Source organism: Pelagicoccus sp. SDUM812003, assembly GCF_031127815.1.
Classification (GTDB): domain Bacteria; phylum Verrucomicrobiota; class Verrucomicrobiia; order Opitutales; family Opitutaceae; genus Pelagicoccus.
This window is the reverse complement of the sequence record NZ_JARXHY010000009.1, coordinates 127,077-152,405: the sequence shown is the minus strand read 5'-3', so window position 1 is coordinate 152,405 and position 25,329 is coordinate 127,077. Positions and strand designations below refer to the sequence as shown.

Here is a 25,329-nt window from a genome sequence, read left to right as displayed (position 1 = left end):
CACAGGACGTACGAGGCGGGGTAAGCGGAATCAGGACCGCTCGAGCGAGCTGGATCGTTTCGTGTCCTGAATGAGCTGGTCGAGCAGACGGACCACCTCTTGGCTCTCTTTTTCGAGCTCGAGATACGCCTCGATGGCTCCGCGTCGATTGCTCTGGGCGTAGCGCTCGGTGGCGACGCGGCCGAGCTCGTGCACTTTGTGGTGTGGATCGAAAAGGGTTTTGAAGGCGGGATTGGCGCTGAAGCGCGGATCGTCTTTCGCCTTGTCGTACCATTTGCCCAGTCGGCATTGGTGGCAGTCCTTCAGCTCCATGCTGTTGAGAGCGGATCGGCCGGCCAGCAGCTCCGCCAGGTGCTTTTTCCAGATGAAGTGGTCGGACTGGGCTCGGTAGAGGACCAGCAGGTCCTGATCGATGTCGGTCAGCTCCTGAAACAGCTCTTCCACGATGCTTTCGGTTTGGCTGACCGAGTCGAGCGCGGCTTCCGAGTTGACGATCGACTTGTCGGCCAGGCTGGATATGGCAGCCGCCGATTCGGTGATTTCGGAGAGCGATGCGCTTTGCTCGGTGACGCTGGCGGCGGTGGTCTGGGCCTGGCTGGCGATTTCCGACATCTTGTCGCACGAATCATCGATGATGTCGGACGCTTCGATCAAGGCCGCCTTCCCCTTCAGGGCGCTTTTCTGGGTGGTTTGCATGCGGGCGACCATGCGTCCCAGCTGGGTCTGAATCCGGTCGATGGTCTGGCCGATGCGTTCGGTGGCGGCTTGAGTTTCCAGAGAGAGGTTTTTGACCTCGCTCGCCACCACTGAGAAGCCTCGTCCTGCTTCGCCGGCTCGTGCGGCCTCGATGTTGGCGTTGAGGGCAAGCATCTTGGTCTGGTTGGCGATGCCTGCGATGATGTCGACGATTTCGCTGATCTCCTTGGATTCCTTCTCCAAGGCAAGGGATTGCTGGAGGCTAGTCTCGGCCTGCGTAGCCACCTCGCCCACCGCTTCCTCGGTTTCTCGAAACGCTCGCCGAGCCGCGCCCATGTTCGACTTGCACTCGCCCGCGAAGGCGCTGGCCCGTTCGGTGGTCTGGGCGATCTCCTCGATGGCGGAAGCGGATTGCTCGACCGCGGCGGTGATCGACATGATGCGCTCGTTGATTTCGCGGGTGTCGCCCGCGGCGAAAGAGACCGACGCCATGGCGTCGCTGATTTGCATGGAGGCGTTGACGATCTGTCTGAGCTTTCGCTCGCCGCCGATGGTTCGAGAGTTGTCTGATTCCATTTGCTGTTTGGGTTTGGGGTGAAGGAACCCGGTTCGCCCCGTTGTTCAAAGAACAGCCGCAGGTATTAGCGGGCCTGCAGCAGGCTATCACTTCGATGGGCGCATTCGAAGAAACGAGAGCGCAGCTCGCGTAGACAACTGCATGACGATGAAGGCTTTTGAGCAGCTTGCGCCGCTGGCGAACGGCGCTCGAACGTGCCGATCTGATTCAATCTGAGCGATCGGTGGGGCGATCTGTAAAAAGGCTGCTAATGGCCCGCGAAAGCCGCGCGAGGTACATGCCATGCTCTCCGAAGCGTTTTATGATTTTTAATAGGTTAAGCAGAAGCAAGTCATCGATTGTAAAGGAAGGCCCGGTGGCGCGGGCTCCGAGCGCCCAGGCCAGGCCTTCGGCTTCCGGTGAGTTGCAGGAACGTCGCATATCCGACATCGCCCGGGCGTCGATCGCCCTCTCCAAGTTGGCTCCTGATCTGGCGGACCTGGCCAGCGAGATGGCGGCGGGCGCGGAACGTCAGGCGGAGGATGCCACGCGCATTGCCAACGACGCCCAGAAGATGGCCAAGGAGCTCGAACAGGCCATGGAAGGGCTCAAGCTCTCGTCCAGCAGCATTGGCGAGATCGTGGACTCCATCAAACGGCTGGCCAATCAAAGCAAGATTCTGGCGATCAATGCCGGCATCGAAGCGGCTAACGCGGGAAAGTCTGGTCGGGCCTTCGAAGCGGTGGCGGTGGAGGTGGAGAGTTTGGCCGGCCGGACCTCCAGCGCTACGGCCAGCGTGGGAGATAAGGTGACCTCCATCGAATCCTGTATTCAGAAGGCGGTGCTGGCCGCCGGATTGGACGCGACGCAGCGGGGTGACGGGTCTTCTGCCAGCATATTGGCTCTTGGCGACAAGGTGGGCTCCATCGCCGCCATCGCGGAGCAGCATTCCGCTTCGGCCATGCGGGTGGCGGAGTCCGGCTCGGCGGTGAGGGAGCTTTGCGAGCACCTGCTGCTGTCGGTGGGAACCTTTCGCATCCAGGCCCATCGGAAAGCCACTCGCATTTTCGACCAGATCGCCAGCGATCGTGAAATCCGTCTCGGCACCGCGAGCAGTCGAGAGCGGAGGCTGGCGGAACTGGTTAACCAGTTTCCCATCTTCGAGCTGATGTACATGACGGACGCTTCTGGGGTGCAGCAGACGGCGAACGTACGAAACGACGGCTCCAAGCCGGAGCGGGAAGCGATCGGCAAGGATTGGACGCGTCGCGATTGGTTTCGCCGAGCCTGCGACGGGCGGGGGGAGGCAACTGCGGTGTCGGACATCTATCGCTCCGTGGCGACCGACAGCTTTTGCTTCACGGTCTCGCGGGCCATCCTCGGGGCGGACGGCGCCTTCGAGGGGGTGCTGGCGGCGGATGTGAACTTCAGCTCCTTGCTGGCCGGCGAATAGCCGTCTCCGGATCCGGTCTGGCTTGATTTCCGGCGCTCAGCTCTTTGAGTCGGGAGCCAATGAACAACGCCAAGGACAGGGAAAGGCTGGAGCGCTTCTGCAAGGTCGCGTTTTGGGAGGGAGTTTCGTACGTGGTATTGCTCGGCATCGCCATGCCGCTGAAGTACTTGGCCGGCTGGCCGGATGCGGTGAAGTACGTCGGCTGGGCCCACGGGATTCTGTTCATCGCCTACGCGGCATTGCTGGTCGACGCTATGCTGCGCTTCAAGTGGCCGCTCACCCGCGGAGCGCTTTATTTCGTCGCCTCGCTGCTTCCGATAGCCCCGTTTCTGGTGGAGCGGCAGCTTCGCGGAAAGCTTCGCGCCGAGGCGTAAGCGGCTGAGAAAGGTCGGTCGTCTATAGGACGAAAGCCGCCCGCATGCCGCACAAGCCTGCAGCGTTGTAGGCTTGTGCGGCATGGAGCGCTCTTACATGGGAGCGATCTCTCCCCGCAAAAAGACTTGCCGCTGGCTTTGCTCGTCCGCATTCGGTCTGGCTTCTTTTTTTGTGGCGAGATTGCGGGCCATGTCGCCGCGGTCTCGTGGTTCGGCGCGTATGGGTTCGCGGGGTTGATTTGGAAACTGCGCGTCGCGGACCGGGGTTTGGAAGGGAACGGTTAAGGATGATCTGGGAAAGTGTGAAACTGAGTTTTGAGCCGGCGTTTGTTCGGCGTTTGCTGGCGACGGCCATACCGGTGTGCTTGCAGACGCTGATGTTTTCGTCGCGCTCGCTTGCGGATATCATGATGACGTCCCATCTCGGTGTCAGCGAGGTGGCGGCGGTCGGGTTTTCCGGTCGCATCATCTTCGTGATGAATCTGGCGCTTTTTGGCATCGCCAGCGGAGGCGGGGTGATCGTGAGCCAGCATTGGGGGGCCAAGAGTCGGGAGGGAGCCCGTCGCTCCACCGCGATCTCGCTGCTGCTCGGTCTGCCCTTCGCGCTGCTGTTTATCGCTTTGTGCTTCGGTTTGCCGGAGGCGATGGTGGGCTTGGCGAGCAAGGACGCGGAAGTGATCGCCCTAGGCGGCTCCTACCTGCGCATTGCGGGCTTGATGTCGCTGCCGCTGATCTTGGGCACTGTGTTTTCGGTGGCCTTGCGCAGCATTGGGCAGGCGAAGATCAGCATGCGCTTGAGCGTGATCGGCGTTGGGTCGAACGTCCTATTGAACTACTTGCTGATTTTCGGCCATGGCGGTTTTCCCGCTCTCGGCCTCGATGGGGCGGCTTACGCGACGCTGATCAGTTCTCTGCTGGAGGCGGCCTGTCTGATCGCTTTCGTCTATTTGAGGAAGAATCCGCTGGCCTGTCGTTGGAGCGATCTGAAGCTCGGTTTGCAAAGCGGATTGTGGCGCAAGGTGGCGAGGGTGAGCCTGCCGCTGGCTGTCAATGGCGTGGTCTGGTCGATGGGCGTATTGATATATAACATACTGGTAGGGCGCATGGGCACGAGTCAGTTGGCGGTGCTCTCGATGATCACGCCCATCGAGTCGATCATCGTCGCTCTCTATGTCGGCATCGCCACCGCGGCGTCGGTCATCACTGGACATCGATTGGGAGCGGAGGATTACTCCGCGGCATGGAGCGAGGGCAAGGCCTTCCTGGTCTGGTCGATGATGTGCGCCGTGTTTTCCTGCGCGTTGATTTGGAGCAGTCGCGGTTTGATCTTGAGCTTCTATCCGGCCATCGAAGAGGAGACGTTGAGCGAGGCTCTGCAGGTCTTGTCGGCCCTGGCGTTCGTGAGCGGATTTCGCTCCATCAACGTGACGGTGATCGTGGGGTTGTTGCGCAGCGGCGGCGATGCGCGGTTTTGTCTCGGTCTCGACATCTTTTGCCAATGGGCGGTGGGCATCGTGCTCACCTATTTGGCGGCCTTCGTTTGGAAGCTGCCGCTGTACATGGTTTTCCTCGCCATCAACTCGGAGGAGTTCGTGAAGGTCTTCTTGTGCGTTTGGCGCTTCGGATCCAAGAAATGGATACGAAATCTGATCAAGGGCGATGACGAGGCCGTTGCGAGTTGTCCGGCCGTCAGCTAGGGGTGGCTTGGCGGCTTTCGAAGGTGGAAAAAACAAAAGGCGCCGCTTGCGCGACGCCTTTGTTTTGGGGATATAAATCGTATTTTTAGACGGTGGCCGGTAGCTTGGCCTCGGCCCCGCAGAAGTAGTCGATCACCGCGTTGGCGTCGTAGTCTTCGGCGTGGGCGAGGAAGCGTTTCAAGTTTTCCATCAGTCCAGTGGTGACGAGGGCCAGCTCGGTGCCGCCTTCCTTGAGCTTGTGGGGGAAGCCGGCGGTGGCCAGCAAGCCGTTGCAGAGGCAGCGTCGATCGGGACAGTCCTCGGCTTTGCCGCCTTTGGCCACGTAGAGTTCCTCGGGCTCGGAGGGACAGCGCCAGCCGAGAGTGCCGTCCGCCTTGCGAAAGGCGCTGCGCAGGTAGCCGTGCAAGCAGCTTTGGCGAATGCGTTCCGCTGCGGCCCGACCGCCCTCGGTGCCGGGAAGGGGCAGGACCTTGAAGGGAAATCCAGTGGGCGATCCGCGGCCTTCGGTGAGGGTTTTGATCTGTCCGGAGATCGTGGCGGCCAGGGCTTTGAGGCGCACGCGTGGATCCATGCCGGAGTCGGAGCAGAAAGCGAAAGCGGTGCCCACCTGGATGCCGGCCGCTCCGAGCTCGCGAGCCCTTTGCAGGGCATCCGGCTCCTCTTGTCCGCCAGCGAGCCAAAACGGCAAGCCGAGGGCTTTGATGCGCTCGAGACTCACCGCGTCCTTGGGCCCGTAGACTGGCTCGTCGTTGGCGGCGGGCGACCAGCCGCGTGGACCGGCGTTGTGTCCGCCGGCGGTAGGGCCCTCAACCACGAAGCCGTCCACGCCGCCGGAGCGAGCGAGGGACATGGCCAGAACGTGGGAGCTGACGATGGCGAGGAACTTCGGGCGGAGGATGGGAGTGTCTTGGCAAGCGAACTGGCTCGGGTCGAAGGGGATCGATTCGTCTTCGCCGCCCTCAACCTTCAGTTTCAAGGAGCAGGGCTGATGCTGGGAAAGCGCGTCGAGGTGAGAGGGGATGTCTCGAGGAATGCCGGCGCCCATGAGCACGTAGTCGACTCCTGCTAGCAAGGCTCCGTAGAGAAGCGGCAGGGTGGGAGCCTGGATCTTTTCCAGAAGATTGATGCCGACCGGTCCGCTCGCGGAGCGCTTGGCCAGCCAGACTTCGGTGAAGGAGGCGATCACCGCAAGCTCCAGCAGATGGGCGGGAGGATCGGCGCTGAACATCGGAACCGGGCGGTAAGCTCCTGCTTCGGGCAAGCCTTCGGGACGGTGCCAGCGAGCGTAGACGCGGTCTGCCATTTCTCGATTGGGGAAGGCGTCGAAGGCCTGGCGTACGAGCCCATCCTGATCGCCCTCCTGGAGACGGCAGGCAACGACGCGATCGATGGCGGTGCCGGAAACCACGCCTAGGTGGCCGCGGCGAGCCACGGAGCGGGCCAGACGCCAGTTGGAGATCGCGATGCCCATGCCGCCTTGGATGAGCGCGGGCAGAGCGTTGCGAGAGAAAAAAGTAGTCATAGCGAGGCACAGTGAGCGCTCGCGGGAGTATTTCAATGGAATTAGAGACAGATTTGTCATCATTTCGGTCTGATCCCTAGGGTTCAGGCCTCACCGCAGGCGAGCCAGCGCCCCTGCCGGCAGCGTTTTAAGCAGAAAGGCGATGAGCGCCCAGCGACGAGTGATGTAGGCGACGCCTTTTCGCCGGGCAATGGCCCTGAGGATCTGTCGGGCGGCCTTTTCTGGCGAGGCGACCCAGAAGGCTTTCGACTTGTCGATCATTTCGGTATCCACGAATCCAGGACGAATATCGGTGACGTGGATGCCGTTCTTGTCAGCGATCGACCGGAGGCGGAGGCCTTCGAGGTAGTTGGAGGCGAAGGCTTTACTTGCAGCATAGGCGACGGCTGGGCCGCCGCGAAGGCCAGCGATGGAGGTATTGCCAACGAGGTGCCCGCGCCCTTGGGCGAGAAAATGCTTGTTGACGTGAGCGGCGATGAGAGCGAAGGAGCGAGCGTTGGTGTCGATCATCTCCTCGTCGCTCGTCCGGAGCAGCTCGGGATTTGTGGAGCCGACACCGCTGTTTATTATCACGAGGTCGATGGGAGCGAAGTTGAGGAAAAGCTCGTCAATCAGATGGAGAGTAGGCTCGATGCGTCGCACGTCCATGGATCGACAGGTGAAGCGCGATGAGCAGTCGCGAGAGATGTGTTCGAGGCGTTCGACTCGACGGCCCGTGGCGATGACGCGCCAGTTGTTTCTATCGAGTTGTCGGGCGAGGGCTTCTCCGATGCCGGAGCTAGCTCCCACGATGATGGCGGTTTGAGGCATGGGTAGGCTGGTTGTTCGAAAGAGTGCTCTTGTGGCGTTTGAAGGTTGGCGGCAGGGCGAAATCTGCTAGTCTTTTTTCACTATGCCTATGAAGACCCAGAATAGAAGACGCTTCATCGCCAGCGCCGCTTCGGTGGCTGCTTTAGGGGGAATTGGGGCCGCGGCCCCTCAAGCCTTCACCGATCGGTATCCACTTGTTCATCACGTTTTCTTTTGGCTGAAACGGCCTGATTCGATGGAGGATCGAGACTTGCTCATCGCCGGACTGAGGAGCCTGAAGGATATTCCCGAAGTGAAGGGCATTCACATCGGCGTGCCAGCCAGCACCGAGAAGCGTGATGTGGTCGACAACAGCTTTTCCGTGTCGGAGATTCTTTACTTCGAGTCGGCCGAACAGCAGGACGCGTATCAGGTTCACCCGATCCATAAGGTCTTCGTTGAGAAGTATTCCCATCTTTGGGAAAGGGTTGTGGTCTACGACGCAATATCGGTGTGATCGTTTTTGGTAGAGCGAATTGCGTATCTGTTTGATCAATAAGGCATTGCTCGCCGGGTTCCGGTCGCGTTGCGCTTGGGACGGTTGAGGGGCGAGACGTCCCGGGTAGAGGGGGCTAGGCTTTCTCGGCCGATTGGATTGTGGAATCCGTTTTTCGGAGGCGGTTGGAGCGACTCGCTTCTCGGTCGACTGCGGGGAAGGCAGGGGCGAAGCAAATCGAGTTCCGGAAACGGACGGCTTTTTTCATTCCCTTGAGGCGGAGGAGGGGACGGATTTAGCAATTCGCGCGCAACTATATAAAAAATAGCTTTCGATTTACGCCGCTCGTTCGGAGTCCCCGTTTCGGCCCCTCCAGTCGGAGACGGTTTTAGCGGTAAGTCCTTGCCGTAGATCTATTAGGAAATCTAACGAACCTCAGCGAGGCGCTCTGGGGAAAAGCGGGAATAGGCGACATTTAGGGCGAAATCAGGGAAAAATGACCAGCTTGCAGCGGCAAAAGGCGCTTTTTCAGGTTGCCGAGACTGTTTTGATTGTGCAGAGAAGCGGGCTTTCTTGACCGTTTCTCGGTCGCGTCGACTGTGTGCTCCCATTTCGGAAAGAACCTTTCCCATGGGATTCCTGTCTCCGCAGCCGAGCTTCAATGGTGACGCAGCAGCGCTTCTTCCAGCGCTCTTGCTGATGAAAATTCACTTGCGAGGTTAGCGGTACTAATACTAAATCTGGTTAAGGATTAATAAATTTTATTCATAACCCCGCTAACCTCAGCTAATACACCAAACAGAAACGCTATCTAACCCACGGATAGAGAACCGATTAAGGAACAGAATACACTTTAAGCTTATGATCAGCGATCGCGAGAATGTGAAAGGGCTCTACTGCCCAGAGATGGAGCACGATAGCTGTGGCATCGGATTTGTGGCAAATTTGAAGGGCCGCAAGAGCCACGAGATTATCGAGAACGCGCTGGTCATGCTGACCAATATGGAGCACCGCGGCGGCACGGGCTACGACGTGTGCTGTGGCGATGGCGCCGGTCTGCTCATCCAGATTCCGCACGAGTTCTTCGTCGAGGAGCTCACCAAGCGCGACATTCGTCTTCCTGAAGCGGGCGCCTACGGCGTGGGCATGGTGTTTTTCCCGGCTGACGAAAGCCAGCGCGAGGAGTGTCGCGCCTTGCTGAATCGCAACTTGGAAAAGCTCGGACTTTCGCTGATCTGCTACCGCGAGGTTCCCAAGGACAACTCCACTCTCGGCCAGTCCTCCCTCGATACCGAGCCGAAGATCGAGCAGGTCTTCATCGGCAAGCCCGAGGAGCTGACCAATCAGGAATTCGAGCGCAAGCTGTATGTGGCTCGCAACTACGCTATCCACATGGCTCGCGACACGGTGAGCGGGGTGGGCGACGAGTTCTACATCATTTCCATGTCCTCTCGCACCATCACCTACAAGGGCCAGTTCACCACGGCGCAGGTGCGCGAGTACTACCTGGATTTGCAGAACGAGAAGGTGGTTTCCGCTTTGGCGATGTTCCACTCTCGCTTCTCCACCAACACCTTCCCAGCCTGGCGCTTGGCCCAGCCGTTCCGCTACCTTTCGCACAACGGTGAAATCAACACCGTACGCGGCAACATCAACTGGATGCGGGCCCGCGAGGTGCTGCTGGAGAGCTCCAACTTCAGCAAGGAAGAGCTCAAGATGCTGCACCCGATCTGCGACCGCCACATGTCGGACTCCTCGAATCTTGACATGGTGATCGAGCTGCTGGTGCTCAGCGGCCGTCCGCTGGCCCACGTGATGATGATGGTGATCCCCGAAGCCTGGCAGACCCAGGAAGACATGGACCCAATCAAGCGCGCCTTCTACGAGTACCACTCCTGCATCATGGAGCCGTGGGATGGCCCGGCATCGATTTCCTTCACCGATGGCAATGTCATCGGCGCCACTCTCGACCGCAACGGCCTGCGCCCGTCTCGCTTCCTCGTGACTGACGACGACATGCTGGTCATGGGCTCCGAAACCGGCAGCTTGAAGGTCGATCCTGCCAAGGTGGTCAAGAAGGGCCGTTTGCAGCCAGGCAAGATCTTCATCGCGGATCTGGCCCAGGGACGCATCATTTCGGACGAGGAGGTGAAGCGCGAAGTCAGCTCCAGCCAGCCCTACGGCGAATGGCTCAAGGACTACAAGATCGCCCTCGACGAGCTTCCGATTCCCGAGTCCAGCGTTGTTCCAAAAAGCAACTACAAGCTGATCAACCGCCAGAAGGCCTTCGGCTACACCGAAGAGGATCTCAATCTCATCCTCGCTGGCATGGTCGGCACCGCCAAGGAGCCGCTCGGTTCCATGGGCGCCGACAACCCGCTGGCAGTGCTGTCGGACAAGCCGCAGCACCTTTCCAACTACTTCAAGCAGCTCTTCGCTCAGGTGACTAACCCGCCGATCGACCCGATCCGCGAGGAGATGGTCATGTCGCTGCAGAGCTACATCGGCGGTTCCTTGAATCTGCTCGATGAAACGCCGCGCCACTGCCACAAGATCGAGATTCGCCAGCCGGTTCTCTCCAGCGAGGACCTGCTGAAGATCAAGCACATCGACGTGGACCACTTCCAGGCGCGCAGCATCGATTGCACCTTCCCGGTCAACGGCAAGGAAGGCGCTCTGGAGCGCGCCCTCGAGCGCATCTGCCGAGACGCCAAGGACGCGGCGGCGGAAGGCTTCCAGATCATCATTCTCTCTCACCGCAACATCGACAGCGACCACGCGCCGGTGCCCTCGCTGCTCGCCACCGCGGCGGTCCACCACTACCTGATTCGCGAAGGCCTTCGCGCCGATGCGGAAATCGTAGTGGAAGCGGGCGACGTTTGGGAAACGCACCACGTGGCCACGTTGGTCGGCTACGGCGCGGCTGCAGTTAATCCCTACCTCGCCATCGAGTCGCTGCAGGATCTGCGCGACCGCGGCGTGATCGACGCCAGCTTCGACGACGCCACCTTGCTCAAGCGTTTCACCAAGGCGGTGAACAGCGGCCTCTTGAAGATCTTCTCCAAGATGGGCATCTCCACCTTGCAGTCCTACCAGGGCGCTCAGATCTTCGAAGCCCTCGGCATCAGCAAGAAGGTCATCGACAAGTACTTCGCCGGCACCGTTAGCCGCATCGAAGGAATCGGCCTCGACGAGATCGCCAAGGAAGCCATTGCCAAGCACCGCGCAGGCTTTAAGGACGACGCGGACTTGGTGGAGAATCCCGAGCTCGATTCCGGCGGCAACTACGCTTGGCGCAAGGACGGGGAGCGTCACCTCTTCAATCCGACCACCATCCGTCTGCTGCAGCATTCCACTGCCACCAACAACGTGGATCAGTTCCGTGAATACGCTCGCAACGTGGACGACCAGAGTCGCGAAGCCTTCACGCTGCGCGGACTGATGAAGTTCAAGTCCGACCGCAAGAGCATCCCGATCGAAGAGGTCGAACCTGCGGAAAACATCTTCAAGCGCTTCGCCACCGGCGCCATGTCCTTCGGCTCCATTTCTTGGGAAGCCCACACCACGCTCGCCATCGCCATGAATCGCATTGGCGGCAAGAGCAACAGTGGTGAAGGCGGCGAAGACCCGATCCGTTTCACTCCGGACGAAAACGGCGACTCCATGCTGTCCCGCATCAAGCAGGTCGCATCCGGTCGCTTCGGCGTCAACTCCTACTACCTGGCCAACGCGGACGAATTGCAGATCAAGATGGCTCAAGGCGCCAAGCCCGGTGAAGGCGGACAGCTGCCGGGTCACAAGGTCGACGCTTGGATCGGTAAGACCCGTGGCTCGACTCCGGGCGTGGGACTCATCTCGCCTCCACCTCACCACGATATCTACTCGATCGAGGATTTGGCCCAGCTGATCTACGACTTGAAGAACGCCAACAGGGAGGCTCGCGTCAATGTGAAGCTCGTTTCCGAAGCCGGCGTCGGCACCATCGCCGCTGGCGTCTGCAAGGGCTACGCGGACGTTGTATTGATCGCTGGATACGATGGAGGCACCGGAGCCTCGCCGCTGAGCTCCATCAAGCACGCCGGTCTTCCCTGGGAGCTCGGTCTTGCGGAAACGCACCAGACGCTGGTTCGCAATCGCCTCCGCAGCCGTATCACGGTGCAGACCGACGGACAGCTCAAGACGCCACGCGACTTGGCCATCGCTACGCTGCTCGGCGCTGAGGAATGGGGTTGCGCTACCGCAGCGCTCATCGTCGAAGGCTGTATCATGATGCGTAAGTGTCACCTGAATACGTGCCCGGTCGGCGTCGCCACTCAGAACCGGGAGCTGCGCAAGCGCTACCGCGGCAAGGTCGAGCACGTGGTCAACTTCTTCACCTTCATGGCGGAAGGCCTTCGCGAGATCATGGCGGAGCTCGGCTTCCGCACCATCGACGAGATGGTCGGCCAGAGCCAGTGCCTCGAGTTCCGTGACGATATCGATCACTGGAAGTACAAGGGCGTGGACCTGTCCCCCATTCTCCACCGCGAAAACCCGGTCGAGGGCGACAGCCTCTGCTGCACCATCGAGCAAAAGCACCTCATCCACGATATCGTGGACCGCAAGCTCATCAAGGATGCGGCGGCCGCTCTGGCGGATTGCGAACGCGTCGAGCTTTCGTATCCGATTGTGAATACGGACCGCGCGGTTGGGGCCATGCTTTCCAACGAGATTTCAAAGATCTACAAGGGCGACGGTTTGCCGGATGGCACCATCAACGTGAAGTTCAAGGGCTCCGCGGGCCAGAGCTTTGGCGTCTTCACTGCGAAGGGCGTTCGCTTCGAGCTCGAAGGCGATTCCAATGACTACTTTGGCAAGGGCCTCTCGGGTGGAACGCTGGTGGTTTATCCCGACAAGGAAGCCAAGTTCAGCGCTCGCGAAAACGTCATCATCGGCAACGTGGCCTTCTTCGGCGCCACGGCGGGCGAAGCCTACATCCGCGGCATGGCGGGCGAACGTTTCTGCGTGAGAAACTCCGGCGTCAAGGCCGTGGTGGAAGGCATCGGCGATCACGGTTGCGAATACATGACCGGCGGTCGCGCCGTGATCCTCGGCGAAACCGGTCGCAACTTCGCGGCAGGCATGTCGGGCGGCATCGCCTACGTGCTGGACCGCGACGGCAGCTTCCCGGCCAAGTGCAACATGGAAATGGTCAAGCTCGGCGCGGTGGAAATCGAAGAGGAAGTCGCAGAGCTGAAGGGCTTGATCGAAAAGCACAAGGCGCAGACCGGCTCAGATGTGGCGGAAGAAATCCTTAGCGATTGGGACAACATGCTCGGCAAGTTCGTGCGTGTGATGCCGGTCGACTACGAGCGCATGCTCGGCTACATGGACAAGGTTCGCTCCAGCAACGAATATAAAGACGAATACGATATCGCGGTGAAAGCCTTCGATATGCACCTCGCCACCTTGGCATAACCCAAACCAAGAATCATTCAGGACCATGGGAAAACCTACCGGATTTTTAGAAGTAGATAGAGACAACGCCAAGGATCGCGATCCGATCCTCCGTCTGGGCGATTGGAACGAGGTGCACGAGGAAATGCCCGAGAGCGAGATCAAGGCTCAGGCCTCTCGCTGCATGGACTGCGGCGTGCCGTTCTGCCACGCAGGCGATTCGGCCAACTTCACCGGCATCGCCGGCTGTCCCGTCAACAACCTCATCCCCGAGTGGAACCACTTGGTGTACAAGGGACGTTGGAAGGACGCTTTGGGTCGCTTGCTCAAGACCAACAACTTCCCGGAATTCACGGGACGCGTTTGTCCGGCCCCTTGCGAAGGCTCTTGCGTGCTCGGCATCAACCAGAAGCCGGTCACCATCAAGCACCACGAAGTCTCCATCATCGATCGCGGTTTCGCCGAAGGCTGGGTCACTCCGACGCCTCCTGCCAAACGCACCGGAAAGAAGGTGGCGGTGGTGGGCTCGGGCCCGGCAGGCTTGGCCTGTGCTGACCAGATGAATACAGCCGGTCACGAGGTGGTGGTCTACGAGCGCGCCGATCGTCCGGGTGGACTGCTCATGTACGGCATCCCGAACATGAAGCTGCAGAAGGAAGTGGTGCTGCGTCGCATCAAGCTGATGGAGGACTCCGGCATCGAGTTCCGCTGCAATGTGGAGATCGGAAAGGACATCACCGCCTCTCGCCTGAAGGACGACTACGATGCGGTGGTCATCTGCACCGGCGCTACCAAGCCGCGCAATTTGGAGATCCCCGGCCGCGAGCTCGAAGGCGTGCACTACGCCATGGAGTTTCTCGGAGCCAACACCAAGAGCCTGCTCGACAGCAAACATGCGGACGGAAACTACATCTCCGCCAAGGGCAAGAAGGTCGTGGTCATCGGCGGCGGCGACACCGGTACTGACTGTGTGGGTACATCGCTGCGTCACGAATGCGAAAGCGTGATCCAGCTGGAAATCATGCCTCAGCCAAGCGGAGACCGAGCTCCGGGCAACCCATGGCCGCAGTATCCGCGCGTGCTCAAGGTGGACTACGGACAGGAGGAAGCCATCGCCAAGCAAGGCGAAGATCCTCGCCAGTACCTGGTCATGACCAAGGAATTTATCGGTGACGACCAGGGCAAGCTCAAGGCCTTGCGCACCGTGAACGTCGAGTGGAAGAAGAATCCCGAAGGCCAGTTCATCCCGGCTGAAGTTCCGGGTTCGGAGAAGATCGTCGAAGCGGATCTCGCTCTGCTGGCTATGGGCTTCCTCGGTCCGGAGAAACCGGTGATCGAGCAGCTCGGCGTGGAGACCGATCCTCGCTCCAATGTGAAGGCGGAGTACGGCAAGTACGCCACCAGCGTGGATGGGGTCTTCGCCGCCGGCGACGCCCGCCGCGGACAGAGTCTCATCGTATGGGCCATCAACGAAGGAAGGGGTGCCGCTCGAGCGGTTGATAAATACCTGATGGGTGTCAGCTACCTTCCCTTGTGATGAATTTTTATCTCCGTATTCACGAAAGTGGTACGGAGATTTTTTCAACCAAAACAAAGATGATAAAGCAGACTAGAATCAGTCGCCAATGCAGTGTGATCGAAAGTTGCGTGAGACTTTCGGCTGCGTTCTACGAAGATGACCGTACCGGTCTCAAAACCCCTTGCACGATCGAGGGTTGCGATTCAACCCACCGATGCAAGGTCCGCACGGACTATGGGCCCAACTGGAGCCGTTGTCCGTATTTCGGCAAGCGCGAACGCGCTTAGATAGACGACGCCCGCAAAAAGAAGTGAGACGGCGCTTGCGCCGTCTCTAGCTGGGCGTCGTGTGGAACGGAGCTTCGGTTTCGCGAGGTAGGGTGGTACGGCCTCGGCCCGCCGCTCTTCCAGGACCGATGATGGCGTCTGTTTCGCCTTGGCGCTCACGGGGCTTGCGGCGTGCCCGGCGGTCACGCCCCACCAGAAGCTTCGTCGCTTATACGGCTCATTTCGAATTGTAATAAATTTGCGGATACGTAGGTCCGCATTGCGCGTCGCTTCCTTGGGTCTATGCGTTTCCAGCTTCCACCCTGATTGGGGATGGAAAACGCATTACGACAATGTCAGAGGAAACGAAGCAACAAGGAAATCCGGCGGTGGTAGGACTGGCCGGGTTTGGCATCACAACATTGCTCCTGCAATTTCACAACGTGGGCTGGTGCGAGATCGGACCGGTATTCGCTTTGGCGATACTGTTCGGCGGGCTCGCTCAGTTCATCGCGGGTTTTCAGGAGTTCAAGTGCGGCAACAATTTCGGCTACAGCGCTTTCGTGGCCTATGGAGCGTTCTGGATGGCCTTCGCGCTGATCCTGATCTGCAACAAGTACGACGTGTATCCATCGGATGGAGAGGACGTGGGCTGGTTTCTGGTGAGCTTCACCCTCTATACGGTGATCATGCTGATCCCCGCGATGCGCATCAGTACGGCCATGGCCTTGACCTTTGTCTTGCTGCTGATCGGTTTTATCCTGCTGGATCTGGCTCACTTCGGCTATCCTCACCTGACGGTGGTGGCCGGCTACGAGCTAATGTTTTGCGCCTTCGGGGCTCTCTACATGATGGCCAGCGCCATCTACACCCAGGTTTTCGGTCGCGTGGTGCTGCCGCTCGGCAAGCCTTGGCTGAAGTAGGAATGACTCCGAATCGCTTGATAGGAAAAGGCGGGTCGGCCCCCCGCCGTTCAACGCAGCTCTAGGGATTTGGATACGAAAGAACCCCGCCTCCGAGAAGGCGGGGTGTTTCAAGAAAAGGTGCCGGTGGCGTCCTAGAGGTTTTTAAACCAGTCCTGGAAGTAGATGCCAGCGCCGGGCACGGGCTTTTGCTCGCCGTTGATGGCGTTGATGAAGCCGATGATCCAAAGGATGAATGCGGCGAAATAGCCGACCAGGCCGACGAGCCAGCCGAATAGCGGGATCGAGGTGATCACGACCGACGCGAGGCCCAGGAGCATGATGCCGAGCATCTGGCGGAGGTGGAAGGAAGCAAGTTTGTCTTTAGGATTGTTCTGAATCAGGGCGATCACCCAGCCGATGATCGTGAGGTACGCGACAATCGCGCGAGTTTTGGCATCCATACTTGTGTGGGTTAGGCAATTATCTGAGTTGAAGGATACGACCACTCTAGGCAATTTTCCTCAGTTTTCAACTCAGAAGAATGCTCTTCGCCCTGGATGCGGCGCCGGCGCTCACGGGACGTTGCGACTAGCCGATGGTGTAGTTGTAGGACTGCTCTTCGACGCTGAGCTTCAGCTCGACGCTGCGGCGGTCGGCGGGATGTTTGGAGAGGTAGTAGCGCACGGTGATGACTTGCCCCTCCGCTACGTCGAAGGGTTCGATGGCGAGGAAGCTCTGCTGCCAGTGGGTGGTAGGGGCGTCGGGTCCGGTATCCAATTTCACCGAAGGGGAAAGCTGGGCCACGAACCAGCCCGCGAAGCCGTCAAGGCGCCCGTCGCGTTGCATGGTGAAGGAGACCTCGCCCGCCTGGTAGGGATGGTCCTTGGTGGCGGTTTTCAGGTCGACGGAGATGATGGGCTGCCCTGGGGCCAGTAGATCGTAGGGCGCTACGGTGGTCTTGATGGCGATGGCCTGTTTGACCTCCAGCTCCTCCAAGCAGGAGAAATCGATGCCATGCACTGGTGGAATCCATTGGCCGGGGCCTTCGTCGTCGTAGAGCAAAGGCGAGTCGATGGGGGCCAGCAGAACTTCCACTCCTGAAGGCAGCATGGAGCCCTCGGGGCTGAGGTTTTGGTCGCGGCAGTCGATGACGTCGTCCAGCATGGATTCCACGAAGGCGAAGTGGCCTAGCCATTCGCTCACGATCAGATCCACGGGCTCGGAGAGTTGGAATTCGGAAGCGTGCCCTTGGATGACCTCCACCTTGTCCTCGAGGTGGTTGTTTTCCACCACCACCTTGGCGACCTTGGCGATGTCGGAATGATCGAGCGCGTAGACGGAGGAAGCTCCCGCTTTGGCGGCCAGCATGGCTAGCAAGCCGGTCCCGGTGCCGATGTCCAGCACGCGTTCGCCGCCTTTCACAACCTCTTTGATGGCTTCGGCGAAGGCGTCGGTACGCGGCTTGTCGGAGACCATGAAACGTTGCAGCGAAAGCTCGCTGTAGCACTCGAAATAGAAGTCCATGCGAACGGGTGCACTGTTGTTGGCGGCAGGGCAACTTCAAAGATGGGGGAATCGATTGGGCGGCGGCGAAGCGGGCGTCGCTTCGCTTCTCGGAACGGGCTTGCGCCGCTCGCCCGGCGCTCGAGCCCTGCCTTTTTGGTGTGGCCATGCGGGGAATTGCCTCTCAAGGTCGCGGCTGTTGAAAGGATGCCAATCGGCCGTTCCTTCCAAGCCCGCTTCGAACCCCTATCCCCCTTATCCCTATGAAGTCCACACTGCTTGCCCTGCTCGGTTTGAGCTCCACTGCTTTAGCGTTAGATCATTCCTCGCCCTTCGAGGCGTCGTCGCCTGACGGGCAGCTGCGGTTGCAGGTCGAGGTGGCCGACGAGATCCGCTGGTCCTTGAAGCACGACAGGCAGACGATCATCGCTCCGTCCAGCATTGCGATGCGACTGGGCGGCGGAGAGGTCTTGGGCCAGGCGCCCAAGCTCGCCTCCGCTTTGAGGGACGAGGTCGATACTCGCTTCGAGACCCTGAACTACACCCGAGCGGTGGTGCCTGACCGCTACCAGATGTTGACCTTGCAGTTCGAAGGCGACTTCGCCCTGGAGTTTCGGGTTTACGATGAAGCGGTGGCCTATCGGTTCGTGACCGATCGCGATGGTGAAATCGTGGTGAAGGACGAGGAGGCGCGTTTCAATTTCACTTCGGATCACCCTGCGTTCATCCCCTACATGTGGGACTACCGGGGCGGCGAGATTTTCAACTCCTCTTTCGAGGCGCTCTACGATGAAACGCCGCTGTCGGAATGGAAGGAGGGCTCCTACGCCATGACGCCCATGCTGGTCGATGTGGGCCAAGGCAAGAAGGCGGTGATCCTGGAAGCGGACTTGGAGGACTACCCTGGCATGTATTTGGATCTCAACGACACCGGGATGGGGTTGAGCGGCGTCTTCGCTCGCTATCCTCTGGAAACGAAAAAGGGCGGCTACGAGGAGATGAACGTCATCCCCACGAAGCGGGCCGACTACATCGCCAAGACCTCCGGGAGCCGCAGCTTTCCTTGGCGGGTGGTGGTGGTGAGCGAGCAGGACAAGGAGCTGCTCGACATCGACATCGTGCAGAAGCTGGCCTCGCCGTCCCGCATCGAGGACACCTCATGGATCAGGACCGGCCTGGTGTCCTGGGATTGGTGGAACGACTACAACCTGTGGGGCGTCGATTTCGTTTCCGGTCAGAACACCCGTACCTACAAGCACTACATCGATTTCGCCGCGGAAAACAACGCCCCGTACATAATCATCGACTGGGGTTGGACCGATAAGAACGACCTGACCGATTATTCGCCCGAGGTGGACCTGCCGGAGCTCATCGACTATGGCAAGCAGCGCGGAGTGGGCGTCATCGTCTGGGCGTCCTGGTTCGCGGTGACGGAAAGCATGGAGACGGTTTTCCCGCTTTACGAAAAGATGGGAGTGGCCGGTTTGAAGATCGACTTCATCGATCGCGACGACCAAGTGGCGGTGGCCTCCACCTACGAGATCGCGGCCAAGGCGGCGGAGCATCGCTTGCTGGTCGACTACCATGGCGTCTTCGCCCCCACCGGCCTGCAGCGCACCTATCCCAACGTGGTCGGCTACGAAGGGGTGAAAGGCCTGGAGAACGTGAAATGGGCTGACGAGGACGCCCCGCGCTATGCGGTGAGCATCCCGTTCATCCGCATGATGGCCGGGCCCATGGACTACACTCCTGGAGCCATGACCAATGTGACCCAGGACAAGTTCGCTCCCATCAACAACGCTCCCATGAGCAAGGGTACGCGCGTCCACCAGCTGGCCATGTACATCATGTACGAGTCTCCGCTGCAGATGTATTCCGACAGTCCCTCCGCCTACCGGCAAGAGCAGAAGTGCACCGACTTCATCGCTTCGATCCCGACCCATTTCGATGACACGGTCGCCTTGGCAGGCGAGGTCGGCGAATACGCGGCCCTCGCTCGTCGCAGGGGCGACGCTTGGTTCGTGGCGGCGATGACCAACTGGGAACCTCGCGATCTGAGCCTCCCGCTCGATTTTCTGGAGCCGGGGGATTATCGCATGGTGGTTTTTCGGGACGGGCTCAATGCCAACCGGGTGGCCTCGGATTACGTGAAGGAAACGCTGACCGTGCAGGCCGGCGAAGTGGTGAAGGCCTCGCTGGCTGGTGGCGGAGGCTGGGCGGCTCGAATCGAGCCTTTGCCTTAGTCGGGCTCAGGTCGATGGGGGGTTGATTGTTCCGCGTGCTCGCGCTAGGCTGCGGCCCGTCCAATTCTCCCCCCTGCGCCCAATCCCATGAAAGGAAGCTCCTCCTTTTGCTGTAGTCTCGTTTTATACCTCCTTCTAGCCGTGTCTCTCCATGCTCGGGAGACCGGGGTGCCGTCATTTCGTGTCTTCGAGCCGGAAATGACGGGCGTGCATCAGGGAATCAACAGCATCCGTCAGGACGGTTTGGGCCGCTTGCTCATCGCCAGCGGCACGGATCTCGTCACCTTCGACGGCAACGACTGGGTCCAGTACCGGCAGGTAAGCTTCCATGGAGAGAAGACGTGGGCTGTGCTGGATACCGTAGTGGGCGGAGATGGAGTTCTGTACGCAGGAACTGAATACGGATTTCACAAGATCGAATTCCTCCGGGGCTTTCAGTTTCGTCTCGTTCCGGTATTTCAGGAGGAGGGGAAGGAGCCGCGTTCCATGTTCTATTTCCGAAAGCTGCAGAGCGCGGGCGATGGCATTTACGGATTCGGCTATCGCCATCTTTCGTACTTCGACCTGGAGAAAGGCGAGCTGCGGCACCTGACGCATCGGCGCGACTTCGGGATCTCGCATGCGGCCCGAGACGCGGATGGCGACCTCTTCCTCTTCAACACCGTGGGCGGCTTGTGGAAACGCGAGGCGGAGCGATGGGTGGAGAAACGTCCTGCGGGCGACCCGAGCTCGATGCGGGTTGTGCGGTCCCATGTGGAGCTGCCGGACGGCCGGCTGATTCTTGGCACGGACTACCATGGCTTGCTTGAACTGGCGAACGACTCGCTGGTCGCCTATCCGACGGAAATCGATGATGTCGGTGCCAGCACCGTGAAGGATCTGGCATTGTTGCAGGATGGGCATATCGTCGTTTCCCTGCTCGGTTTCGGCGTCGCTCTGATGAACGAGGCGGGCGAGTTCGTGCAAGTGATGAGTCGCGATCTGGACTATCGCTTTTCGGAAGCGAGTCATCTGCTGCCGACGAGCGATGGCGTCGTTTGGGCTGCCTTGGAGGACAGCGTGGCGCGTATCCGATTCATGGATCCGATCTCGGAATACACGCCGTACGTGGGGGAGTCGCTGCTGTTTCCCCGCTTCGCCAGACGCGACGGTCGCATGCATGTCATCGCAAATTTCGAATTGCACGCCGCGCAGTATTATCGAGGCGGGGCTTTGAAAGGATTTCAGAAGCGTCCGGTCCCAAAAGCCGATCGGCTCAATTTCATTTATCCCGTCGAGGAGGGGCTGCTGTGCGCCGGAAACCGAAGGATATTCTTGCTTCGAGACGACGATAGCATCGAGACGGTCGCGGATGCGAAACACACCTACCTCATCGCGCCCATCGGTCAGGGTGGCGGGCTGCTGGCCTGCGCCAGTCAAGAGTCTTATTTTCTGTTGGAAAGACGATCTGGAAGCTGGTCGGCCAAGGGGCAAGGGATCCCGTCGGGCGGCATGTCCTACGAATACGTGACTGCGAGCGACGGGAGCGTCTGGATCGAGCACGGCTTGGGCAAGGTGGCCCGGCTGTCGCTCAAGAACGAGGCGTTGAGCGCCCGCATCTTCACGGAGCAGGACGGAATCGGAAACTCTTGGATCAATCTTTGGGAAATAGATGGAGAGGCCTTGCTCTCGCAGGATGGCGATCCCTACGTGAAGTGGGTGGAAGAACAGGGGAGGTTCGTAGAAGTCAACGGCGTCATGGATATGATTCGTTCCGAATTCAACGGACCGACCAAAGGCAGCCAGGATGTCGATGGGAACGTTTGGGTGCCGGCATCTGCCAGCCACGGCGTGCTGCGTCGCTCGGCCGATGGGTCCTATTGGAAGGACAGCGTGACGCTGTCCATCGTGAACAATGAGAGGATTCTCAAGGCGCGACCGGGAGATGTAGGTGAAATATGGATGCGGGGAGTGAATTTCGTAGGAAGGTACGATGAACGATATGCCCTGAACGAGGGTGAAGCCCAGGCGCCTACGGTTTATCGAATAGAGTCTCTCGAAAATCCCGAAACGCTGTTTGATTTGAGCGATCGAGCGGAGGATTCGGTATTCGCTTTTCCATACAAAGACCGGAATCTACGGTTCCTGTTCACTGCTCCGACCCTCGGGGCGCGGCGAGCGGTCGCTTACGAGGTGTTTCTATCGGGCTTGACAGATGGGTGGGTTTCTCGAGACGGGGTTTCTAGTTTCGAAGTGGCGAACTTGGCGGCCGGAGATTACGAATTCAAGGTCCGGGTGCGCTACGAGGGAGGACGGACGGGACCGGAAGCCCAGTTGGCGTTCTCGCTCGAGCCGCCGTTCTACCGCTCCGGCGTCGCTTACCTTTCCTACGGGGCATTCGGAGCCTTCATGATGATCGGCATCGTGACAGCGGCTCGGAAGCGGGAGCGGGGAAAAAACCGTTTGCTGAAGGAGCTAGTCGAAAAGCGTACCCAGGAACTGGATGCAGCCAACGCTTCGCTGAAGGAGATGTTCGAGAAGGCCGAGGCCGGAAACGCCGCCAAGAGCACCTTCATCGCAACTATAAGTCACGAGATGCGCACGCCTTTGAACGCGATCATAGGTCCATCCAGCATGCTTGCGGAGGAGCTGAAAGGTCTCACAGGCTCTCAGAAGAAAATGCTTTCGTTGATTCACAATTCGGCTACGCACTTGCTGAGCCTGATCAACGATATCCTGACCTTTTCCGGCAAAGGCGGGAAGGCCAGCGAGGTTAGCCTTCGGGAGTTCGATCTGCATCTGCTGTTGGACGAGCTTACCGACGCCTTCAGCCAGAAAGCTGTTTCCAAAGGTCTCGACCTTCGTTGCCGGATCGAAGATGGCACGCCGGTCTGCTGGCTGGGCGATGAAATGCGTATCCGCCAATTGGTTATCAATCTCCTCGACAACGCTCATAAGTTCACTGACGAAGGGGCGATCACTCTGGAGGCGAGCCGTGGGGAAGGAAGCGGGGGGGTCTTGCGTATACAAGTATCGGATACGGGAATCGGAGTAGGGCCAATGGATGTTGAATCGATCTTCGATCCTTTCGTTCAAGGAGAGGACGTGACCGAGAGGAGCTATGAAGGCACTGGACTGGGACTCGCCATCTGCAAACAGCTGGTGGAGCAATTGGGCGGCCGTATCGGCTGCGAGCCCCTCGATCCTTGCGGTTCGCTGTTCTGGTTCGAAATCCCTATGGAATCTCTCGACGCGAAGCTGACAGCGTCGCGGAATTCAGAACTCACCGACGAACGTCTTCTGAAGCTCAACGGCAAGCGAATCCTGGTGGCGGAGGACGACCAGTCCAACCGGGCGGTGGCGGAACTGGAGTTGGACCGACTCGGTTGCCAGGCGACGTTTGCTGCCAATGGAGAGCAGGCCGTGTCCCTTCTTGCTCAGCATCGCTTCGACGCCGTGGTGCTGGACTTGAAAATGCCGAAAATGGATGGCTTGCAGGTGGTGAAGACCCTGCGGGCTCAGGAGTCAGAGCGGCGTGTGCCCGTCATCGCGGCCTCTTCCTACCTTTCGGATCAAATGAGACGTCAGTGCCGCGAAGCGGGTTTCGATGGGTTTCTAGACAAGCCAATCGAGCTGGGGGAGTTCGCCAGAGCGCTAGGGGCTCTCCTGATCGAAGTGGCTGATGAGTCTCGTGAAAACGCTTCCTAGCGATCTGGAGCGCGCAAGCTGCGTTTGCTCGATTGGGGTGAAGCGCCGTGGAAATCTGGCGCGCTAGCTGAGCTCCTTCGCGAAGGGCTTCACTTTCAGATCCGAATCGCTGAGGATTCCGTAGTGACCCGCTCGTGTATCGAGATTCCAGCTACGCTCGTTCCTGTCCGGTTTCTCCAGGATGGTATGCCCTACGATCTGAGGCCAAGGTAGCGTGTCTTCGAATTCGCCGTGCCAATCCAGCCAGGTCACTCCGCCAAACGCGTCGATCCCCCCACGGGCCGGTCCGACTCCGGCCAGGGCCACGTCGCGATCGGAAGGAAGGCTTTTCAGCTTCGAGCGGAGCTCGTCGCGGTATCTGGCGAAGCTTTCTTCCGGGCTTCCTTCGTAGCTTTCCAGGTGGTATTCGTGCACGCCGGCATGGGAGATGAGCCAGCCGTGAGCGAGGGTGAGCGGTTCTAGCGATTCCAGAAAACGTTTGGAAAGGGCCTGGCTGATCCCCCTGGTATTGTCCGGATCGTATGCGTTGCAGGAATACGGATTCTTCCAGACCGGTTTTCCTAGGGCGTGTTGCTGGATATCGTAAAGGTAGGGAAGATCGTGATTTCCAACGAGGAAGGTGAAGCGGTTTTCCTGGAACCTGTCCTTGAGCGAGGAGATGTAGATCGCCGTTTCCTCCGCCGTCGCGGCGCAGGGGAGTTTCGGGTCGAAATAGTCGCCTAGGAAGATGATGCGATCGACCGAGTCCGCCTCCGCCTGTAGGATGGATTCAGTCCACAGGATATTCTGGTGGATGTCCGGAATGACTAAGCTGCTCGAACCAGAGGGATTCATTTCGGGGTAAGCTAGGAGTCGGCTCGGGCATCGCAAGTGTAAGAGCTGGAAAACGGCTGCGCGTTTGACCATGCGGCCATTCCCGGGCTTGATTCGCGCCGGAAAACAGGCCTGACTGCCCGCCATGAGCACTGTGAATCTCCTGGTCAAGCCCATAAACGATGCCGCCCGGTCGCGCTATGCGAACCACGGCCACTTTCACGAAGGTGACGCGGGACTGGACCTCTACACGCTTGAGAGCATGCGAGTGGAGCCTGGCGAAACGGCCATGATCAAGTTCGGCATTTCCTGCGAACCCGCCTCCGGCAGGGCCTATTTTCTGATCCCCCGATCTTCCATTTCCAAGACTCCGCTGCGCATGTCCAATTCCATCGGCCTCATCGACGGAGGATATCGCGGGGAAATCATGGCTGCGGTGGACAACATCAAGTCGGAGGCCTTCGTGGTGGAAGCCGGTACCCGTCTGTTTCAGCTGGTCTTCCCCGATTGCGGACCCATCAGCTACCAGCTAGCGGACGAGCTGAGCGAGACCTCCCGAGGCAGCGGTGGTTTCGGAAGCACTGGGAAATAGGCTTCTAACCGGGCGGTGGCCGCGACGAGTCTCGGCCCCGACGGCGCTCAGCGGGACTCGCGGGCATCGAACCGGAGGAGGAGCGTCAACGTTCGCCCTTCTTTTCCCGTAATTTCTGTAACCGGATCGCTTTTAGCAGGTATCCTACGGTTAGCTTGAGGCGGTGACGAGCCCTCCGCGCGATCGCCTGAGTCCCCCTTCGCCGTCGCGAATGCGCCTGCAAATCCTTTGGGTGGAGCAGTTCCTGCTTTGCCCAGAGAGCAAATCCGTTCTGCCACCGCCCATGAAACGTCCTGTCCGCGCCCTTTTTTCGATTCTGATGGTGATGCTCTCTTTCGGCGCTGTCGCGCGAGGAGGCGAAGCCGAGCCTCTGCGTTTCGCCCAGCCCCCTTCGGATCAGCCTTCTTCGGGCGGCGCTGGGAGAGTCGAGCGCGAGCTTTACGTCGCGGCCCTGAACACGCTGGACTACTTTTTGAGAGCAGGGTTGGAGAAAAACGTGCCGCGCGGGGCCGAGCTGCTGACTTCCTTCTACGTCGACTCACGTCGCGCCATCACGGATACGCGCCGCCTCTTCAAGGATAACCAGAGCATGCTCTCCGCCTACCGGTCCGTTTCGCGGGACATCTATGGCTACGCCTTCTCGCGAAATCTCCGCGGCGTTTCAGTGGAGATCGAAGGAGGAATCGAAACCGACGAAGGCGTCACTTCGGAGTTTTCCGCTCGAATGGTTTATCGCCACAACCGCTGGCTCATCTCGGAGCTGGATATCGACTAGCGAATCG

The 25,329-nt window shown here is 59.5% G+C and carries 18 protein-coding genes; 11 read left to right on the top strand and 7 right to left on the bottom strand.

What is annotated here, in order from left to right:
* Positions 1–30: 30 nt before the first annotated feature.
* Positions 31–1,272 carry a methyl-accepting chemotaxis protein gene (locus QEH54_RS13780; protein WP_309019272.1) on the bottom strand — a complete coding sequence of 414 codons (1,242 nt, stop codon included), beginning with the start codon at positions 1,270–1,272 and terminating at the stop codon, positions 31–33.
* A gap of 302 nt (positions 1,273–1,574) precedes the next feature.
* Between QEH54_RS13780 and QEH54_RS13775 the strand changes: the two genes are divergently transcribed.
* From QEH54_RS13775 to QEH54_RS13765, 3 genes are all read left to right on the top strand, one after another.
* A complete protein-coding gene (locus QEH54_RS13775; protein ID WP_309019271.1) occupies positions 1,575–2,705 on the top strand; it encodes a methyl-accepting chemotaxis protein in 1,131 nt (376 codons plus the stop codon).
* A gap of 59 nt (positions 2,706–2,764) precedes the next feature.
* The gene (locus QEH54_RS13770; RefSeq protein WP_309019270.1) at positions 2,765–3,079 is read left to right on the top strand and encodes a DUF3817 domain-containing protein; all 315 of its coding nucleotides are present in this window, start codon (positions 2,765–2,767) and stop codon (positions 3,077–3,079) included.
* 302 nt (positions 3,080–3,381) lie between these two features.
* Positions 3,382–4,776, top strand: a complete 1,395-nt coding sequence (locus tag QEH54_RS13765) for an MATE family efflux transporter (RefSeq protein ID WP_309019269.1) — start codon at positions 3,382–3,384, stop codon at positions 4,774–4,776.
* Positions 4,777–4,861: 85 nt separating this feature from the next.
* On the opposite strand, the gene QEH54_RS13760 is transcribed toward QEH54_RS13765, so the two are convergent.
* The gene (locus tag QEH54_RS13760; protein WP_309019268.1) at positions 4,862–6,298 is read right to left on the bottom strand and encodes a nitronate monooxygenase; all 1,437 of its coding nucleotides are present in this window, start codon (positions 6,296–6,298) and stop codon (positions 4,862–4,864) included.
* Between the two features lie 90 nt (positions 6,299–6,388).
* On the bottom strand, positions 6,389–7,108 hold the full coding sequence (locus tag QEH54_RS13755) for an SDR family NAD(P)-dependent oxidoreductase (protein WP_309019267.1): 720 nt from the start codon (positions 7,106–7,108) through the stop codon (positions 6,389–6,391).
* Positions 7,109–7,196: 88 nt separating this feature from the next.
* Between QEH54_RS13755 and QEH54_RS13750 the strand changes: the two genes are divergently transcribed.
* Positions 7,197–7,604, top strand: coding sequence for a Dabb family protein (locus tag QEH54_RS13750; RefSeq protein WP_345785659.1), 408 nt, complete (start codon positions 7,197–7,199; stop codon positions 7,602–7,604).
* Between the two features lie 404 nt (positions 7,605–8,008).
* Here QEH54_RS13750 and QEH54_RS13745 read toward each other — a convergent pair whose 3' ends face one another.
* On the bottom strand, positions 8,009–8,215 hold the full coding sequence (locus QEH54_RS13745; RefSeq protein ID WP_309019265.1) for a hypothetical protein: 207 nt from the start codon (positions 8,213–8,215) through the stop codon (positions 8,009–8,011).
* Positions 8,216–8,444: 229 nt separating this feature from the next.
* Between QEH54_RS13745 and gltB the strand changes: the two genes are divergently transcribed.
* The 3 genes from gltB (at position 8,445) to QEH54_RS13730 (ending at position 15,727) form a co-directional block, all read left to right on the top strand.
* The gene (gene gltB, locus QEH54_RS13740; protein ID WP_309019264.1) at positions 8,445–13,040 is read left to right on the top strand and encodes a glutamate synthase large subunit; all 4,596 of its coding nucleotides are present in this window, start codon (positions 8,445–8,447) and stop codon (positions 13,038–13,040) included.
* Between the two features lie 25 nt (positions 13,041–13,065).
* Positions 13,066–14,556 carry a glutamate synthase subunit beta gene (locus tag QEH54_RS13735; RefSeq protein ID WP_309019263.1) on the top strand — a complete coding sequence of 497 codons (1,491 nt, stop codon included), beginning with the start codon at positions 13,066–13,068 and terminating at the stop codon, positions 14,554–14,556.
* 601 nt (positions 14,557–15,157) lie between these two features.
* Positions 15,158–15,727, top strand: a complete 570-nt coding sequence (locus tag QEH54_RS13730) for an acetate uptake transporter (protein WP_309019262.1) — start codon at positions 15,158–15,160, stop codon at positions 15,725–15,727.
* A gap of 134 nt (positions 15,728–15,861) precedes the next feature.
* Here the strand turns inward: QEH54_RS13730 and QEH54_RS13725 are convergent, their stop codons facing one another.
* Positions 15,862–16,170, bottom strand: coding sequence for a hypothetical protein (locus tag QEH54_RS13725; RefSeq protein ID WP_309019261.1), 309 nt, complete (start codon positions 16,168–16,170; stop codon positions 15,862–15,864).
* A 127-nt stretch (positions 16,171–16,297) separates the two neighbouring features.
* Entirely contained in the window at positions 16,298–17,233 is a 936-nt protein-coding gene (locus QEH54_RS13720) for a 50S ribosomal protein L11 methyltransferase (protein ID WP_309019260.1), read from the bottom strand.
* Positions 17,234–17,475: 242 nt separating this feature from the next.
* Between QEH54_RS13720 and QEH54_RS13715 the strand changes: the two genes are divergently transcribed.
* Positions 17,476–19,455 carry a glycoside hydrolase family 97 protein gene (locus tag QEH54_RS13715; RefSeq protein WP_309019259.1) on the top strand — a complete coding sequence of 660 codons (1,980 nt, stop codon included), beginning with the start codon at positions 17,476–17,478 and terminating at the stop codon, positions 19,453–19,455.
* A 141-nt stretch (positions 19,456–19,596) separates the two neighbouring features.
* On the top strand, positions 19,597–23,142 hold the full coding sequence (locus QEH54_RS13710; RefSeq protein WP_309019258.1) for an ATP-binding protein: 3,546 nt from the start codon (positions 19,597–19,599) through the stop codon (positions 23,140–23,142).
* A gap of 63 nt (positions 23,143–23,205) precedes the next feature.
* Here QEH54_RS13710 and QEH54_RS13705 read toward each other — a convergent pair whose 3' ends face one another.
* Entirely contained in the window at positions 23,206–23,976 is a 771-nt protein-coding gene (locus QEH54_RS13705) for a metallophosphoesterase (protein ID WP_309019257.1), read from the bottom strand.
* A 124-nt stretch (positions 23,977–24,100) separates the two neighbouring features.
* On the opposite strand from QEH54_RS13705, the gene dut reads away from it, so the two are divergent.
* Together dut and QEH54_RS13695 are read left to right on the top strand one after the other, a co-directional pair.
* The gene (gene dut, locus QEH54_RS13700) at positions 24,101–24,547 is read left to right on the top strand and encodes a dUTP diphosphatase (RefSeq protein WP_309019256.1); all 447 of its coding nucleotides are present in this window, start codon (positions 24,101–24,103) and stop codon (positions 24,545–24,547) included.
* Between the two features lie 283 nt (positions 24,548–24,830).
* Positions 24,831–25,322 (top strand): hypothetical protein, encoded by a 492-nt coding sequence (locus QEH54_RS13695; RefSeq protein WP_309019255.1) that lies wholly within the window; start codon positions 24,831–24,833, stop codon positions 25,320–25,322.
* The last annotated feature ends 7 nt before the right edge of the window (positions 25,323–25,329 follow it).

Excerpts from the sequence above, each read along its gene's own strand:
- QEH54_RS13780 (WP_309019272.1), bottom strand. The coding sequence starts at position 1,272 with ATGGAATCAGACAACTCTCGAACCATCGGCGGCGAGCGAAAGCTCAGA.
- QEH54_RS13775 (WP_309019271.1), top strand. The coding sequence starts at position 1,575 with ATGATTTTTAATAGGTTAAGCAGAAGCAAGTCATCGATTGTAAAGGAA.
- QEH54_RS13770 (WP_309019270.1), top strand. The coding sequence starts at position 2,765 with ATGAACAACGCCAAGGACAGGGAAAGGCTGGAGCGCTTCTGCAAGGTC.
- QEH54_RS13760 (WP_309019268.1), bottom strand. The coding sequence starts at position 6,298 with ATGACTACTTTTTTCTCTCGCAACGCTCTGCCCGCGCTCATCCAAGGC.
- QEH54_RS13755 (WP_309019267.1), bottom strand. The coding sequence starts at position 7,108 with ATGCCTCAAACCGCCATCATCGTGGGAGCTAGCTCCGGCATCGGAGAA.
- QEH54_RS13750 (WP_345785659.1), top strand. The coding sequence starts at position 7,197 with ATGAAGACCCAGAATAGAAGACGCTTCATCGCCAGCGCCGCTTCGGTG.
- QEH54_RS13745 (WP_309019265.1), bottom strand. The coding sequence starts at position 8,215 with ATGGGAAAGGTTCTTTCCGAAATGGGAGCACACAGTCGACGCGACCGA.
- gltB (WP_309019264.1), top strand. The coding sequence starts at position 8,445 with ATGATCAGCGATCGCGAGAATGTGAAAGGGCTCTACTGCCCAGAGATG.
- QEH54_RS13735 (WP_309019263.1), top strand. The coding sequence starts at position 13,066 with ATGGGAAAACCTACCGGATTTTTAGAAGTAGATAGAGACAACGCCAAG.
- QEH54_RS13730 (WP_309019262.1), top strand. The coding sequence starts at position 15,158 with ATGTCAGAGGAAACGAAGCAACAAGGAAATCCGGCGGTGGTAGGACTG.
- QEH54_RS13725 (WP_309019261.1), bottom strand. The coding sequence starts at position 16,170 with ATGGATGCCAAAACTCGCGCGATTGTCGCGTACCTCACGATCATCGGC.
- QEH54_RS13720 (WP_309019260.1), bottom strand. The coding sequence starts at position 17,233 with ATGGACTTCTATTTCGAGTGCTACAGCGAGCTTTCGCTGCAACGTTTC.
- QEH54_RS13715 (WP_309019259.1), top strand. The coding sequence starts at position 17,476 with ATGAAGTCCACACTGCTTGCCCTGCTCGGTTTGAGCTCCACTGCTTTA.
- QEH54_RS13705 (WP_309019257.1), bottom strand. The coding sequence starts at position 23,976 with ATGAATCCCTCTGGTTCGAGCAGCTTAGTCATTCCGGACATCCACCAG.
- dut (WP_309019256.1), top strand. The coding sequence starts at position 24,101 with ATGAGCACTGTGAATCTCCTGGTCAAGCCCATAAACGATGCCGCCCGG.
- QEH54_RS13695 (WP_309019255.1), top strand. The coding sequence starts at position 24,831 with ATGAAACGTCCTGTCCGCGCCCTTTTTTCGATTCTGATGGTGATGCTC.